At 74.7% G+C, this 14654-nt stretch carries 14 protein-coding genes and 1 riboswitch; of the genes, 6 read left to right on the top strand and 8 right to left on the bottom strand.

What is annotated here, in order from left to right; genetic code table 11:
* Positions 1 to 22: 22 nt before the first annotated feature.
* From ABIB16_RS03885 to ABIB16_RS03865, 5 genes are all read right to left on the bottom strand, one after another.
* A complete protein-coding gene (locus ABIB16_RS03885; RefSeq protein ID WP_123244345.1) occupies positions 23 to 730 on the bottom strand; it encodes a GntR family transcriptional regulator in 708 nt (235 codons plus the stop codon).
* The gene (locus tag ABIB16_RS03880; protein WP_237069043.1) at positions 727 to 2502 is read right to left on the bottom strand and encodes an acetyl/propionyl/methylcrotonyl-CoA carboxylase subunit alpha; all 1776 of its coding nucleotides are present in this window, start codon (positions 2500 to 2502) and stop codon (positions 727 to 729) included. The genes ABIB16_RS03885 and ABIB16_RS03880 overlap by 4 nt, the downstream gene beginning before the upstream one ends.
* Positions 2499 to 4259 carry a 5-oxoprolinase subunit B/C family protein gene (locus ABIB16_RS03875; protein ID WP_354436061.1) on the bottom strand — a complete coding sequence of 587 codons (1761 nt, stop codon included), beginning with the start codon at positions 4257 to 4259 and terminating at the stop codon, positions 2499 to 2501. Before ABIB16_RS03875 ends, ABIB16_RS03880 begins: the two co-directional genes overlap by 4 nt.
* Positions 4256 to 5023 carry a LamB/YcsF family protein gene (locus tag ABIB16_RS03870; RefSeq protein ID WP_036338774.1) on the bottom strand — a complete coding sequence of 256 codons (768 nt, stop codon included), beginning with the start codon at positions 5021 to 5023 and terminating at the stop codon, positions 4256 to 4258. Before ABIB16_RS03870 ends, ABIB16_RS03875 begins: the two co-directional genes overlap by 4 nt.
* 202 nt (positions 5024 to 5225) lie before the next feature.
* A complete protein-coding gene (locus ABIB16_RS03865; RefSeq protein WP_101967504.1) occupies positions 5226 to 6377 on the bottom strand; it encodes a glutathione S-transferase family protein in 1152 nt (383 codons plus the stop codon).
* Between the two features lie 12 nt (positions 6378 to 6389).
* Between ABIB16_RS03865 and ABIB16_RS03860 the strand changes: the two genes are divergently transcribed.
* Together ABIB16_RS03860 and ABIB16_RS03855 are read left to right on the top strand one after the other, a co-directional pair.
* Positions 6390 to 7205: an MBL fold metallo-hydrolase gene (locus ABIB16_RS03860; RefSeq protein WP_101967503.1), complete on the top strand. Its 816-nt coding sequence runs from the start codon at positions 6390 to 6392 to the stop codon at positions 7203 to 7205.
* 73 nt (positions 7206 to 7278) lie between these two features.
* Positions 7279 to 7815 (top strand): universal stress protein, encoded by a 537-nt coding sequence (locus ABIB16_RS03855; protein WP_020628186.1) that lies wholly within the window; start codon positions 7279 to 7281, stop codon positions 7813 to 7815.
* A gap of 16 nt (positions 7816 to 7831) precedes the next feature.
* Here the strand turns inward: ABIB16_RS03855 and ABIB16_RS03850 are convergent, their stop codons facing one another.
* Entirely contained in the window at positions 7832 to 9409 is a 1578-nt protein-coding gene (locus ABIB16_RS03850; protein WP_354436060.1) for a mechanosensitive ion channel family protein, read from the bottom strand.
* Between the two features lie 134 nt (positions 9410 to 9543).
* On the opposite strand from ABIB16_RS03850, the gene hisD reads away from it, so the two are divergent.
* On the top strand, positions 9544 to 10860 hold the full coding sequence (gene hisD, locus ABIB16_RS03845) for a histidinol dehydrogenase (protein ID WP_354436059.1): 1317 nt from the start codon (positions 9544 to 9546) through the stop codon (positions 10858 to 10860).
* Positions 10861 to 10870: 10 nt separating this feature from the next.
* Complete coding sequence (locus ABIB16_RS03840; RefSeq protein ID WP_095347005.1) at positions 10871 to 11239, top strand: RNA-binding S4 domain-containing protein; 369 nt, start codon at positions 10871 to 10873, stop codon at positions 11237 to 11239.
* Between the two features lie 47 nt (positions 11240 to 11286).
* Here the strand turns inward: ABIB16_RS03840 and ABIB16_RS03835 are convergent, their stop codons facing one another.
* A complete protein-coding gene (locus ABIB16_RS03835) occupies positions 11287 to 11901 on the bottom strand; it encodes a hypothetical protein (protein WP_354436058.1) in 615 nt (204 codons plus the stop codon).
* 192 nt (positions 11902 to 12093) lie between these two features.
* Positions 12094 to 12213: riboswitch (SAM riboswitch) on the top strand.
* 73 nt (positions 12214 to 12286) lie between these two features.
* Between ABIB16_RS03835 and ABIB16_RS03830 the strand changes: the two genes are divergently transcribed.
* Positions 12287 to 12811 carry a flavin reductase family protein gene (locus ABIB16_RS03830; RefSeq protein ID WP_020628180.1) on the top strand — a complete coding sequence of 175 codons (525 nt, stop codon included), beginning with the start codon at positions 12287 to 12289 and terminating at the stop codon, positions 12809 to 12811.
* A 238-nt stretch (positions 12812 to 13049) separates the two neighbouring features.
* Positions 13050 to 13253, top strand: a complete 204-nt coding sequence (locus ABIB16_RS03825; RefSeq protein WP_010080175.1) for a cold-shock protein — start codon at positions 13050 to 13052, stop codon at positions 13251 to 13253.
* Between the two features lie 63 nt (positions 13254 to 13316).
* On the opposite strand, the gene ABIB16_RS03820 is transcribed toward ABIB16_RS03825, so the two are convergent.
* Entirely contained in the window at positions 13317 to 14540 is a 1224-nt protein-coding gene (locus ABIB16_RS03820; RefSeq protein WP_230259747.1) for an MFS transporter, read from the bottom strand.
* Between the last annotated feature and the right edge of the window lie 114 nt (positions 14541 to 14654).

Raw genomic sequence — 14654 nt, 5'->3', positions numbered from 1 at the left:
CCGTCGGGGCCCGGGGAGGCGGTCAGTCCCCCACGGCGGCGAGGTGCGCCAGGACGAACTGCTCCGCCTCGTCCAGGTAGTCGCCGAACATGGCGTGCACCGCGGGGAGGTCGCCGGCCAGCAGCCGCTCCACGATCCACCGGTTGCGGTCCGCGAACTGCACGTGCAGGCGCGTCTGCTCGTCCATGGGATGGAACGCCAGGCGCACGCGGGCCTGCACCGACGCCATGAGCCGCGTGAGCTCGGGGGCGCCGGCAAGGTCCACGATGCCGACGTGGACGCGATGGTTGGCGTCGCCCAGGACCCGCGCGGGGGTGTCCGGGCCACCGGAGAGCAGGTCCTGGGCACAGCGCAGGTGGCGCGCCGCGCCGGGGGTGAGCTCGCCGTGCTCGAGGGCGCCGAGCTGGATCACCCGACGCGTGCGGTACAGCCCGCGCACGTCCTCCGGACCCGGCGCCGCCACGAACACCCCGCGGTGCGGCCGGCGCTCCACGAGGCCCTCCGAGGCCAGCATGGTGAACGCCTCGCGCAGGCTGTTGCGACTGACCTGGAGCTCGGCGGCCAGCGCCACCTCCCCCAGCCGCTCCCCCGGCACGAGCCCGGCCGCCGCGATCCGCTGCCGCAGCTGCGCGGCCGCGGCCACGGGAGCCGGCGCCGGGGCGGACTCCCCGTCACCGGCGCCGGGCGCGAGGTCGTCCCCGGTGACACCGTCGCGCGTCGGCACCCTCACGCCCCCAGCCGGGCGATCGCCTGGCCGCGCGTCACCGAGGCCGGGGTCTCGGCCACGAGGAGCTGGATCCGGCCCGCACGCGGGGCACGGATCGGCGTCTCCATCTTCATCGCCTCGACGATCGCGACCGTGTCACCCTCGGCCACCTCGGCGCCGTCCTCGACCTTCCACGAGGCCAGGGTGCCGGTGACCGGCGAGGCCACGGCGCCGTCGTCGTCGGGCTTCCCGGCGCCCGCGGCGTCAGCCGGGGCCGCGGCACCCGCACCGCCGCCGCCGAGGAGGGCCGCGTAGAGATCCGCGGGCAGGCCCAGGCGCACGGCGCGGCCGTCCAGCTCCACGGTGACGGAGGTGCGGCCGCCCGCGGGAACCTCGGCGCCCAGGTAGGGGGACTCGGCCAGCGGCTCGGCGAACTCGGACTCGATCCACGTGGTGTAGACGCCGAGGCGGTCCCCCGAGGTGAAGGCGTCCTGCTCGAGCACGGCGCGGTGGAACGGCACCACGGTGGGCACGCCGTCGATGCGCAGCTCGGCCAGGGCGTCGCGGGCGCGGGCGACGGCCTGGGCGCGGTCCTCGCCCCACACGATGAGCTTGGCGAGCAGGGAGTCGTACTCCCCCGGCACCACGGAGCCGGTGCGGACGCCCGAGTCCATGCGGACCCCGGGGCCGGTGGGGGCCTCGAACGCGTCGATCGGGCCGGGCACGGGCAGGAAGCCGTACGCCGGGTCCTCGGCGTTGAGTCGGAACTCGAGGGCGTGGCCGCGCGGGGTCGGGTCCTCGGGGATGCTCAGCGGCTCGCCGGCGGCGATGCGGAACTGCTCGCGCACCAGGTCCACGCCGAAGACCTCCTCGGTCACGGGGTGCTCCACCTGCAGGCGGGTGTTGACCTCCAGGAAGCTGATGAGGCCGTCCGGGGCCACGAGGTACTCGACCGTGCCGGCCCCGGTGTACCCGGCGGCGCGGCAGATCTCGCGGGCGGAGGTGTGGATGCGCTCGCGCTGCTCGTCCGTGAGGAACGGCGCCGGGGCCTCCTCCACGAGCTTCTGGTTGCGGCGCTGCAGGGAGCAGTCGCGGGTGCCGAGCACGGCCACGTGGCCGTGCTCGTCGGCGAGGACCTGGGCCTCCACGTGGCGGGGGCGGTCCAGGAAGCGCTCCACGAAGCACTCGCCGCGGCCGAACGCGGCCACGGCCTCGCGGACGGTCGCCTCGAACGCGTCCTCGACGTCGCCGAGCTCACGCACCACGCGGATGCCGCGGCCGCCGCCGCCGAAGGCCGCCTTGATGGCGATCGGCAGGCCGTGCTCCTCGGCGAACGCGCGCGCGGCGGCGGCGTCCGGCACGGGGCCGTCCGAGCCCGGCACGAGCGGGGCGCCCGCCTGCTGGGCGAGGGAGCGGGCGGTGATCTTGTCGCCGAGGGCGCGGATGGCGTCCGGCGACGGGCCGATCCAGGTCATCCCGGCGTCGATCACGGCCTGCGCGAAGTCGGCGTTCTCGGAGAGGAAGCCGTAGCCCGGGTGCACGGCGTCGGCGCCGGCGCGGCGGGCGGCGTCGAGGACCGCGTCGATCTTCAGGTAGGTGTCCGCCGAGGACGCGCCCGGCAGGTGGAAGGCCTCGTCCGCGACGGCCACGTGCAGGGCGTCGGCGTCCGGATCCGAGTAGACGGCGATCGAGGCGATGCCGTGGTCGCGGGCGGCGCGGGCCACGCGCACAGCGATCTCGCCGCGGTTGGCGATGAGCACCCGCGTGACGGGGCGGGCGGCGGGGGTGGTGGTCATGCGGGGGTCTCCTCGGAGGGCGATGCGGAGTCGACGACGGTCTCGGCGCCGGGGCGGGGATGGGGGACGAAGCGGACGCGGGCGCCCGGCGGCAGCTGGGCCGCCAGGCTGAGGTCCGCGCGGGCCACGACGCCGATCACCGGGTAGCCGCCGGTGACCGGATGGTCGGAGAGGAACAGGACGGGCTCACCCGAGGGCGGCACCTGCAGCGCGCCGCGCACGGCGCCCTCGGACTTCAGCTCGCCCTCCCGCACGCGCTCGAGCGGCGCGCCGTCGTCGGGGGCCGTGAGGCGCACCCCGATCCGGTCGGTCTGCTGGCTCACGTCCCAGTCCTGCGTGAACAGGCGCTCCAGGCCCGCCTCGCCGAACCAGTCGTCGCGGGGGCCGGGGACCACGCGCAGCACGGCCACCTGGCCGGGCGCGGGCATGGGGCGCAGCGAGGTCTCCGGGTCCCCCACCATCACGACGCCGGCCTCCGCCGAGGCGGGGGCGCCGGCGGCGGTCGGGCTCGCGGCGGAGGCGCCGGCGGCGCCCCTCGCATCCGGGCCGACGCGGCGGGCGAGGCGGTCCCCCGCCGTCAGCGGGGCGGGGCCGAGCCCGGACAGGGTGTCGGTCGAGCGGCTGCCGAGCACGGGCGGCACGTCGATCCCGCCCCGGAGGCCCACGTACACGCGCAGGCCGCCGACCGGCTCGTCCACCGTCAGCGTCTGGCCGTCCAGCACGACGAACGGCGCGCGGGCGGGCACCCGGCGCGTGGCGCCGTCGGCCGCGGTGATCGTCCCGCCGGCCTCGGCGCCGGCCAGGGCCATCACCTGGTGGCCGTGCGCGGTGAGGGTGAGGCCGCCCAGGACGGTCTCCAGCACCGCCTCGCGTGAGCGGTTGCCCACGAGCCGGTTCGCCTGGCGTGCCGCGTCCCGATCGGCCGCGCCGGACGCGACGACGCCGAGGTCGCCCAGGCCCGGGCGGCCCAGGTCCTGGACCAGGGTCAGGAGCCCCGGGTCCACGACGGTGACGCCGCGGCGGCCGGCCACGGACGGGAGGCCGGCCGCGGCGTCGGCGGGCGGGGTGGCGTCGACCGCCGCGTCCGTGCCGGAGGTGACGGACGCCGTCGGGCGCACGGGGACGTAGCGGACACGGTCGCCGGGCTGCAGCAGGGCGGGCTGCTCGCGGCCGAGGTCCCACAGGGCCGCGGTGGTGTGCCCGAGCAGCTGCCAGCCGCCGGGCGAGGTGCGCGGGTAGACGGCGGAGAAGGCCCCGGCGACGGCGACGGCGCCCGCGGGGACGGCCGTGCGGGGCGAGCTGCGGCGGGGCGCCTCGAACGGGGCCGCTTCGGAGGCGCAGTACATGAACCCCGGCGCGAAGCCGCCGAACGCGGCGAACCAGTCGGCCTCGCTGTGGGCCCGGATGACGCCGTCGACGCCGAGCCCGGTGAGCCGGCCGACCTCGGCGAGGTCTTCGCCGTCGTAGACCACGGGGATCTCGACGATCCGACCCCCCGTCACCTCACCGGCGTCGGGGGTGAGAGTGCTGACCCGCGGTGCGGCGTGCTCGGCGGCGGCCTGCGAGGTGAAGGTCACCAGGACGGTCGCGGCGGCGGCCATGACCTGGCGCTGGCCGTGTTCCGGGTGGGCCGTGAGGTGGGCGTGGACGGCCATGACGTCCTCGAGCGAGGCGCACTCGACGAGGAAGCCCTGGGTGCCGACCCAGCGGATCGGGCGGGCCGGCGGCTCGGCGGCGGGGTGATGTGGGGCGCTCATGCGAAGGCCTTGATGGCCACGCCCGCGCCCTCGAGCGCGCGGCGCACGGCCGCGGCCATGGCCACGGCGCCGGGCGTGTCGCCGTGCAGGCAGATGCTCTCGGCGTCGACGCGCACGTCCGTGCCGTCCACCGCCGCGACGACGCCCTCGGTGGCCAGGCGCACCATGCGGGCGGCGACGTCGTCCTCGTCGTGGAGGACCGCGCCGGGCTCGCGGCGGGAGACGAGCGTGCCGTCCGGGTTGTAGCCGCGGTCCGCGAAGGCCTCGGCGACGCCGCGCAGCCCCGCGGCGGCCGCCTTGTCCAGGGCGACGGAGCCGGGCAGGAGCAGCAGCGGGAGGTCGGAGCCGAACGCCTTGACGCCGTCGACGACGGCCTGGGCGTGCGCCTCGTGACGGACGATCGTGTTGTAGAGGGCGCCGTGCGGCTTCACGTAGCGGACCTGGCCGCCGGCCGCGCGGGCGAGCGCGTCGAGGGCGCCGATCTGGTAGAGGACGTCGTCGGCCAGCTCGGTGGGCGTGCAGTCCAGGAAGCGGCGGCCGAAGCCGGCGAGGTCGCGGTAGCCCACGTGCGCGCCGATCGTGACGCCGGCGGCGACCGCGTCACGGCAGGTCTGGGCGATCCCCGAGGGATCGCCCGCGTGGAAGCCGCACGCGACGTTGGCGGAGGAGACGGAGGGCATGATGGCGGCGTCGTCCCCCATCGTCCACGAGCCGAAGGACTCGCCGACGTCGGAGTTCAGGTCGATCTGCGGCGCGTGAGACACAGTGCAGTCCTCTCGGATCGGGCCCGGCTGAGGTGCCGGTCACACAATCTTGAGGCATGAGGGGGGATTGTTCAACAATCCTCGGCGCGTCCTCCTGGCGCCCACCCGCGCCGCACACCCCAACGCGGGTTGAGTTATCGCGGGTGTCCGAGCCCCGGACCCGCGATAACTCAACCCGCGTTGCGAGCCGGGCCGAGCGGCCTCACCGCAGCGGCGTGTGCTCCGGGTCCACGCGCTCGCCCTCGCGCACGGGCCCGGGCGCGGTGCCGCCACCCCACGGGTCCCCGCCGAACGCCTCACGCCCGTGCTCGCTCAGCCAGCTCGCCAGCTCCGGGCCCGCGGACACGATGCCCGTCGGGTTGATGTCCTCGTGCACCACGTAGTAGTGCTCCTTGATCTGCGCGAAGTCGATCGTGTCGCCGAAGCCCGGGGTCTGGAACAGGTCGCGCGCGTAGCCCCACAGCGCCGGCATCTCGGTCAACCTGTTCCGGTTGCACTTGAAGTGCCCGTGGTACACGGGGTCGAACCGCACCAGCGTGGTGAACAGCCGCACGTCGGCCTCGGTGATCCGCTCCCCCATCAGGAAGCGGCGCGTCGTCAGGCGCTCCTCGAGCCAGTCCATCGCGGTCCACAGCCGCTCGTACGCAGCGTCGTACGCCTCCTGCGAGCCCGCGAAGCCACACCGGTACACGCCGTTGTTCACCTCGGTGAACACGCGCTCGATCACCTCGAACATCTCGTCCCGCTCCGGCCCGGCGTCGGGGATCAGCTGCGGGGCGCCGTCGCGGTGGAACGCGGTCCACTCCGTCGAGAGGTCGAGGGTGATCTGCGGGTAGTCGTTGGTCACGACGCCGCCCGTCGGCACGTCCACGATCGCCGGCACCGTGATGCCCCGCGGGTAGTCGGGGAACCGCGTGAAGTAGTTCTCCTGGATCCGCTCGGTGCCGAGCACGGGGTCCTTCCCGCCCTCGTCGAGGTCGAAGGTCCAGGAGCGCTCGTCGTGGGTCGGCCCCGGGGTGCCCAGCGAGATCGCGTCCTCCAGGCCGAGCAGGCGCCGCACGATGATCGTCCGGTTCGCCCACGGGCACGCCCGCGCCGCCACGAGCCGGTAGCGGCCCGCCTCGACGGGCCACGCCTCGGCCCCCTCGGTGAGCCCGCCGCCCACGCGGCCGACCGTGGACGGCTCGGCCACGGGCAGGGCCCGCACGGCCTCCGGGTCCGCCACGATCCGGTCCGCGATGTAGTTCGTGTCCCGCGTGAACTCCGCCCCGGACTGCACGTAGTTGCCCGTGAGTCCCTCGCGCGTGTCGATGGTGCCGCGGTCCGCGGCCTGGCCGGTCTGCTGGTTCTCCATACACTCGAGCCTATGACGACGACCACCGCCACACCCGGCCCCACGCCCGCCCCGCTGGTGCGCTGCGTGACCGCCCAGAACCCCTCCCCGATGACCCTCGCGGGCACCAACACGTACGTGGTCGCCGCACCGGACTCGGATGCGGCCGTCGTGGTGGACCCGGGCCCGGAGGACGACGTCGCCGCCCACCTCGAGCGCGTCCGTGCGGCGGCCGAGGGGCGCCGGATCGCGCTCATCCTGGTGACGCACCGGCACGCCGACCACACCGGCGGGGTGGACGCGTTCCACGCGGCCACGGGCGCCCCCGTGCGCGCCGCGGACCCGGACTGGTGCCGCGGCGGGGCCGCCGTCCTGACGCCGGACGAACGGATCGACGTCGCCGGCACCCCGGTGCTGGCGTGGCACACCCCGGGCCACACCTCGGACTCCTACTCGTTCGCCGTCCCGGACGCGGGCGCGCACGGCGCGGTCATCACGGGCGACACCATCCTCGGCTCGGGCACCACCATGCTCGACCACCCGGACGGCACCCTCACCGATTACCTGGCCAGCCTGCGCCGCCTCGAGGCGGCGGGCCCGCTCACGGTGCTGCCTGCGCACGGGCCCGTGCCGGAGCCGCTGGACGTCGTCGCCCGCGACTACCGGCACCACCGCGAGGGCCGCCTGGAGCAGATCCGCGCCGCCCTGGCCGCGCTGCCCGAGACCGAGGCGGCGACGATCACACCCGAGGACCTGGCCCCGCGCATCTACCCCGGCCTCACCGGCACCGTGGCCCGCGTGGCCGTCCAGACGGTGGCCGCGCACCTGCGCCACCTGCGCGAGGGCTGAGCCCCTCCGCCGCGGGCCCGGTCCGCACTACGCTGACCTCAGACCCGTCCCCTCGACCCCGCGGAGGCACCCCATGACCATCCTCGTCGGCTACGCCCCCTCGAAGGCCGCGGACGCCGCTCTGGACACTGCCCTGGACATCGCCCGCTCCACCGGCGAGCACGTGGTGGTGGTCAATGCGGGCCCCGGCGGCGAGCACCGCACCAAGTCCCTCGTCACGGAGGAGCAGCAGCGCGGCGTGCAGGCCCGGTTGGACGCATCCGGCGTGACGGCCGAGTTCCGTCAGTACGCGCGTGGCCGGTCCACGGTGGAGGAGATGAAGGACGTGGCCGCGGAGCTGGACCCGTCCATCGTGGTCATCGGCGTGCGCCGCCGCGGCGGCTTCGGCAGGTTCGTCATGGGATCGGTCTCGGACGAGCTGCTGCAGGAGATCGATCAGCCGGTGCTGTGCGTGAAGGAGTACCGGCAGTACGGGGACCACACGCCCGAGGCCGTGAGCCACGTCGCCGAGACGGACCCGGGCACCCACGGCCTGCCCGCGTCCGAGCCGATGGCCGAGCGGCGTCGGCTCACGCCCGTCGATCCCGGGGACCCGACGCTCGAGCGCTGAGCGCTCCCGCCGGGCCTCAGTCCTCGTCGTCCTGACGGCGGCGCGTGACGGCGTCGTCGAGGGGGCCGGCCGCCTGGGAGCCGGTGCCGCTGCGCCGCCCGGCCTCGTCCGCCGCCGCGGCCTCCGCCGCCTGCTTGGCCTGCTGCGCGCGCCGCTCGGCGAACGCCTCCTCGCCCGGGCCGGCGAGTTCGCGGTTGCGCTGCACCGCCGTCATCGAGCCGGTGTACAGGCCGGAGTGGTCGCCCACGCGGGTCAGCGGTGTGGTGAGGGTGTCCGGGCGCGGATCGGCGCCGTCGACGCGCGGCAGCGGCGCGGTGCGCGGGCGCGGCTCGCGGGCCGCCACCCCGGAGCCGTCCGGGCCCGGCTCGCCCGTCCGGTCGCCACCGCGGGCCGCCGCGTCGGAGCCCTCGGAGGCGGGCGCCGCGTCGTCGTGGGCGGGGTGCCGGTCCACCATGCGCTGCACCACGATGCCCTCGGGGTGCTCGTGGCGCAGGAAGGCCACGAGGTCCTCGCGCACGAGGCAGCGCAGGTCCCAGAGGTCGCCGGAGTTGCGGGCGGAGACCACGGCGCGGATGCGCACGACGCCGCCGGTCGCGTCGGTCACCTGCAGCGCGTGCTCGCGCCCGTCCCACAGGTCCGTGGACTCGAGCAGCTGGGTGAGTCGTGCGCGCAGCGCATCCATGGGCACGCGCCAGTCCACGTCCAGCTCCACGACGCCGGAGACCTCGGCGCCCACCCGCGTCCAGTTCTCGAACGGCTGGGTGGTGAAGTGCGAGGACGGGTAGACCATGCGGCGGCCGTCCCAGAGCTTGAGCACCACGTTGGACAGGGTGATCTCCTCGACGGTGCCGAACACGCCCTCCATGTCCACCACGTCGCCCACCCGGATCGCGTCCGTGAAGGCGAGCTGGAAGCCGGCGAACACGTTGGTCAGCGTGGACTGCACGGCCAGGCCGGCGATCACCGAGATCACACCGGCGGAGGCGAGCAGGCCGGCCCCGAGCGAGCGCACCTCGGGCACCCCCAGCAGGACCACGGCGACGGCCACCACCACGATCACCGCGTTGAGGATGCGCCGGATCAGGATGGTCTGCGTGCGGATGCGTCGCTCGCGGCGGTGCTCGACGCGGGTCTCCTGGTAGCGGCCGAGGATCCCCGCCTCGATCACGCCGACCAGGCGCCACGCGGCCCACGCGCCCGCCGCGGCCACGGCGATGAGCATCAGGAACGACGCCGGCCGGTACCAGGTCTGCTCCTCGGCCATGACCCCGAGCCAGATCCGGGAGGCCAGCAGGCCGGCGGCGACGGCGGCCGGCAGGCTCAGCCGGGCGGCGCCGTGCTGGAACGCGGGGCGGCGCACGAGCACGACGCGTGCCACCTGCAGGGCCAGGTACACGACCGCCGCGCCGATGGCGAACGCCATCAGCACGGTCAGCAGCGTCCCCCATTCCACGCCGAAGGCCCGCGTGGTGGCGGCCGCCCCGTCCTGGATGTCCCCCTCCACCCCGGACGGCACGGTCTCGCCCGCCAGGAGGCGGTCCAGGGCGGTCAGCAGGGGCGGGGTCGCGAGGGCGGGCAGGACGGGGAGGACCATGACGACAGTCTGACACCCGCCCCCGGACGCACCCCGGAGAAGAGCACAATGGAGCCTGACCGTCCGCGCGGTCCGGGCCCGGCCGTCGTCGCGCCCCGTCCCGCCGGCCCGCCGCCGCCCCTCTGGAGGAATCCGTGCTCTCCGTCACCGACCTGCGCCCACTCGACACCGCCACCGCGGACCTGTCCCGCATCATCCCGCGGGCGAACGTGGACGTGTCCTCCGTGGTGCCGGTGGTCGCCCCGATCATCGAGCGGGTCCGCCACGGCGGCGAGCAGACCCTGCTGGAGCTGGCCGAGCGGTTCGACGGTGTCCGTCCGCCGGCCCTGCGCGTGCCCGCGGAGGCGCTCGAGGCCGCCCTGGCCGGGCTCGACCCGCGGGTGCGCGCCGCCCTGGAGGAGTCGATCCACCGGGCCCGGCTCGTGCACGACGCCCAGCACCCCCAGGACTCCACGGTCGAGCTCGGCGAGGGCGCCGTCGTGGAGAACCACTGGATCCCCGTGGGCCGCGTGGGCCTGTACGTGCCCGGCGGCCGCGCCGTGTACCCCTCCTCGGTGGTGATGAACGTGGTGCCCGCGCAGGCGGCCGGCGTGGGGAGCCTCGCGGTGACCTCGCCCCCGCAGCGGGACCACGGCGGCCTGCCCCACCCCACCGTGCTCGCCGCGTGCGCGCTGCTCGGCGTGGACGAGGTCTACGCGGCCGGCGGCGCCCAGGCCGTGGCCATGCTGGCGCACGGCGTCCAGGACGACGACGGCGGGTGGCTCTGCGCGCCCGTCGACCTGGTGACGGGGCCCGGCAACGTGTACGTGGCCGCCGCGAAGCGCGCCCTGCAGGGCGTGATCGGCGTGGACGCCGAGGCCGGGCCGAGCGAGATCGCCGTGATCGCGGACGGCACCGCCCGCGCCGACTGGGTGGCCGCGGACCTGATCAGCCAGTCCGAGCACGACCCGCTGGCCGCCTCCGTGCTCATCACGGACTCCGAGGACCTGCTCCGGGACGTGCTGGCGGCGATCGAGGCGCAGGTGCCCGGGGCGTTCCACGAGGACCAGATCCGCGAGGCCCTCACCGGCCCCCAGTCCGGCGTGCTGCTGGTGCGGGACATGGACCAGGCCGTGGAGGTCTCCGACCGCTACGCCACCGAACACCTCGAGATCCAGACGCGCGACCCCGAGGCCCTCGTGGGGCGCATCCGCAACGCCGGCGCCGTGTTCGTGGGCCCGCACGCCCCCGTGCCGCTGGGCGACTACTCGGCCGGGTCCAACCATGTGCTCCCCACCTCGGGGACGGCCCGGCACTCCTCCGGTCTGAACACGGTGACGTTCCTGCGCCTGCAGCAGCGCATCCGCTACACGGAGACCGGGCTCGAGGAGGTCGCGGACGGGATCGGCGTGCTGGCCGAGGACGAGCGCCTGCCCGCGCACGGCGCCGCGATCCGCGCCCGCTTCGCGTGAGGGGGCGGGCGTGAGCGGCGTCCGCATCGACGCGTGGCTGTGGGCCGTGCGGCTGTACAAGACCCGGTCCGCGGCCACGGCGGCCGTGCGCGCAGGCCACGTGCGCATCGACGGCGAGCCCGTGAAGGCGGCGACGCCCGTCGTCGTCGGGAACCGGGTGCGGGTGCGCCAGGACGGAGGTGAGCGGATCCTCGAGGTCACGGGGCTGATCGCCAAGCGGGTGGGCGCCCCCGTGGCCCGGCAGCAGTACGTGGACCACTCCCCGCCGCCCGTGCCGCGTGAGCTGCTCGCGGTGCCGTACCGCGAGCGCGGCGCGGGCCGGCCCACCAAGCGGGACCGCCGACAGCTGGACGCGCTGCGGGGCCGCGACCGACGCTGAGCGTCTCAGTCCTCCCCGATCCGTCATCCGCCGTCGTGATGGCGGCCTCATGCGGAGGGTGCGGTCAGCACCATCCGGAACGGCTTGTCGTTGTCCACCGTGGCGGTGAACGTCATCGGCCCCGCCTCATCCACGGGGGGAGTCGCCGCCGACCAGCCGCCGCACAGCGCCTCCGATCCGGCCATCCAGGTCTTCGTTCCCCCGCCACCCCGTGAGGTCAGGATCTCCGTCTCACCGGTGGCATCCGAAGGACACAGCACGATGACCCGAAGGACCGCACCCTGTTGGGCGTCCACGGTGATCTGCTGTGTGCCCGTCCCGACCGCCTCCTCCAGGACGGACTCCTTCTCCGGGTCGAGATGGCCCGCATCCGGATGCCGGCGCGTGTACTCGACCAACGTCATCCCGTCCTCCTCGAACAGCGCGGCGGGGAGTGCTTCTTCACCGGCGGGTGACGACGCGGACGAACCGGTGGCGGAGGCCGACCGGGTTGCCGAGGGGGCCGCTGACGTCACGGTGACGGAGGACGCCGCAGCGGTGGATGCCTTCGCGGTGGAGGAGACGCTGCCCGGGGAAGCGGAGCATCCCGAGATGGCGATACCGAGGAGAGCCGCGACGACCACGGCGGCCGACAATGCCGCACGCTTCTTCTCGATGTCCATCCGCATGATCCGATCCCTCTCAGAGAACCGATTGCGGGGCCGCGGGCTGCGGTCTCGAGCCCCCCTCTCGAGTGGCTTGATCCTGGCTGGCGATGCGCGGTGTGTCAAGCATCACATCGGGCAGCTCGGATGACGCCGCGCGACCGCCGCGCTTTGACCACCCCACGGACCCCTCCGTATGCTGATCCCCAGAATCACGAGTTCCCGTCATTCACGGCCCTGGCCGGCGGGACGGCAACCCTCTCACGCAGTAGTGGGGTGCTCCAGGTGATGATTCGGCCCCTCGGACACCCCGACGGGCAAGTACCGCGCCTCCGCGGATCCGGGCGATCCGCGTTCCCGCCTTCTGCGGAGCCGCGCCAGTCATCGGAAGAGGACGCGCGCCATGACCCTGACCCACGAACCCCACACCGCCACGTGGGACACCGACCTGTCCCTCGGCAACCTCCGCTCCGGCCTCTCGGCCTTCCCCACCGGGGTCGTCGCGCTGGCAGGCCTCGCCGACGGCGTCCCCGAGGTGATGGTGTCCTCGTCCTTCGGCGTGGGCATCTCCTGGGAGCCGGCCCTCGTGTCCTTCTCCGCACAGAACAGCTCCCGCACCTGGCCGCGCCTGCGCCGGGCCGGGGCGATCGGCGTCTCCCTGCTCGCGGCGGACCAGACGCCGCTGTGCCGTCAGCTGGCCTCCCGCGAGGGCGACCGCTTCGCCGGTCTGGACGTGCACCGCAGCCCGCATGACGCCCTGCTGATCGGGGGCTCCTCGCTCTGGCTCGAGACGCGAGTGCACGCCGAGGTCCCGGCGGGCGACCACACGGTGGTGCTGCTGGAGGTGACGGCCTTCGCGGATCACACGGACGCCGCTCCCCCGGCCGCCCTGCACCGCAACCTCTTCCACGGCCTGCGCGCGCTCTGAGCGAACTCCAGGTGAACAATCGGGCCCCTGGTTCCCGGTCGGCGAGATCCGTGCAATGATGGAGCCTGAAGTTGATCAAGCTGTATCCCGCCATCTTCACTGCTCGTCAGCCCGGCATCGCCGGCGTCGATGAGTGTTGGGCAAGCGGTTCAGTCTCGCCGCTTCACCCGCGTCCCACATCCGGGCCGCGGTCCAACACCGCCACCGCACCGCGGGGGCACATCGAAAGGACACCATCATGGCTGTCGGTACTGTCAAGTGGTTCAACGCTGAGAAGGGCTACGGCTTCATCGCCCCCGAGGACAACTCCGCGGACGTGTTCGTGCACTTCTCCGCCATCCAGGGCAACGGCTTCAAGGAGCTCCAGGAGAACGACCGCGTCGAGTTCGAGACCCAGGACGGCCCCAAGGGCCTCCAGGCCGCCAACGTGACGAAGCTCTGATCTTCGCCTGACGCACGGCTTCCGACGCCCCCGGTCCACACGGACCGGGGGCGTCGTCGCGTGTCACGCGTCTGCGCCGCGCCGGCCCACGTGGCGACGCAGCAGCAGCACCACGCCCAGGGCCAGCAGATACCCGGCCGCGACGACCGCGAAGCCGGCCCGGTAGTCGCCCGTGACGTCGCGCAGCAGGCCCATCAGCAGCGGGCCCAGGGCGAAGCCGGCGTACATGCCCATCGAGTTCGCCCCGGTCGCACGGCCCAGCCGCTCGGCCGGCACCTCGCTCAACAGGCCCGCGTTGATCACCACGTTGGCGCCCAGCACCGTCAAGCCGTGCACCGCGGCGCCCACCCACAGCAGGGCCGGCAGGTCCAGCAGGTCCGCGGCGAGGAACACCACGACGCCGGCCACGGCACCCAGGCAGATCACGGTCAGCAGGGTGGTGGGCCGGTCTCCGGAGCTCATCCGCCGACTCCACCCGATCCGGGAGAGCACCCCCACCACCCCGGACACGGCCGCCGCGGCGCCGCCGGCCACGAGCGTCATCCCCAGCGTCTCGACGGCGAACAGCGGCAGGTAGGTGTTCGTGGCCTGCATGCCCAGGCCGGTGAGGAACGCGATCGCCGCGGAGAACCAGACCGTGGCCGGCAGGGGCGAGGTGTCCCGCCGTCGTCGCCCGCCGACGGGGCCGGTGGCCGGCGGCGGCGCCCCGGGCAGCGGCGGGGCGGCGACCAGCGCGAGCACCCAGAGCGCCCCGATGAGCACCGCGGCCCCCAGCGCGGCGCCCGTCCAGCCGAGGGCGAGGGACGCGGCCGGGAAGAACAGGCCGCCGACCAGCTGGGCCGCCTGCACGCCGGACTGCTTCACCCCGACCCACCCGATGCGCCTCTCCGGCGGCACCACGGTGCGGATGATCCGGTTCGTGGTGGGGTTGGAGATGGCCTGCGTGACGCCCGCGACGGCGGCCGCCGCGTACAGCACGGGCAGGGACGGGGCGACGGCGCCGAGCACGAGCGCCGCGGCGGTGCCGCCGAAGATGATGCTCAGCTGCGCGCGGGCGGACAGGCGGTCGGCGACCCGGCCGAGGCCGAGGGAGGTGACGGCGGCCGCCGCGAACACGACCGTCATCACGGTGCCGAGCTGGCCCGAGGTGACGTCGAGCCGCTCCATCACGACCGTGGAGGAGGCGGAGACGCCGTAGTTGAACAGGGGCCCGGCGCCCATCGCCGCCAGCAGCACCCACAGCAGGGCCGCGGAGGGGCGGCGAGCGGCGGGGGCGGGCAGGGTCACGGCCCCAGGCTACGACCCCTCACGCGACGAGGCGGGAAATCTATCTCATGGGCGCCCGGGGGCGTCGTGTGAGGTGGATTTCCCGCCTCGAAAGCGGGGGTGACTGCGGGGGTG

It is taken from the genome of Micrococcus sp. UYEF5 (genome assembly GCF_040546065.1).
In the GTDB taxonomy this organism is placed as follows: Bacteria; Actinomycetota; Actinomycetes; order Actinomycetales; family Micrococcaceae; genus Micrococcus; species Micrococcus luteus.
Note: the sequence above shows the minus strand (reverse complement) of the source record. Positions and strands in the feature narration are given on the sequence as shown.

What these genes read in the sequence shown, in the direction of transcription:
- ABIB16_RS03880 (WP_237069043.1), bottom strand. Translation starts at nt 2,502, where the DNA reads ATGACCACCACCCCCGCCGCCCGCCCCGTCACGCGGGTGCTCATCGCC.
- ABIB16_RS03875 (WP_354436061.1), bottom strand. Translation starts at nt 4,259, where the DNA reads ATGAGCGCCCCACATCACCCCGCCGCCGAGCCGCCGGCCCGCCCGATC.
- ABIB16_RS03865 (WP_101967504.1), bottom strand. Translation starts at nt 6,377, where the DNA reads ATGGAGAACCAGCAGACCGGCCAGGCCGCGGACCGCGGCACCATCGAC.
- ABIB16_RS03860 (WP_101967503.1), top strand. Translation starts at nt 6,390, where the DNA reads ATGACGACGACCACCGCCACACCCGGCCCCACGCCCGCCCCGCTGGTG.
- ABIB16_RS03855 (WP_020628186.1), top strand. Translation starts at nt 7,279, where the DNA reads ATGACCATCCTCGTCGGCTACGCCCCCTCGAAGGCCGCGGACGCCGCT.
- ABIB16_RS03850 (WP_354436060.1), bottom strand. Translation starts at nt 9,409, where the DNA reads ATGGTCCTCCCCGTCCTGCCCGCCCTCGCGACCCCGCCCCTGCTGACC.
- ABIB16_RS03835 (WP_354436058.1), bottom strand. Translation starts at nt 11,901, where the DNA reads ATGGACATCGAGAAGAAGCGTGCGGCATTGTCGGCCGCCGTGGTCGTC.
- ABIB16_RS03830 (WP_020628180.1), top strand. Translation starts at nt 12,287, where the DNA reads ATGACCCTGACCCACGAACCCCACACCGCCACGTGGGACACCGACCTG.
- ABIB16_RS03825 (WP_010080175.1), top strand. Translation starts at nt 13,050, where the DNA reads ATGGCTGTCGGTACTGTCAAGTGGTTCAACGCTGAGAAGGGCTACGGC.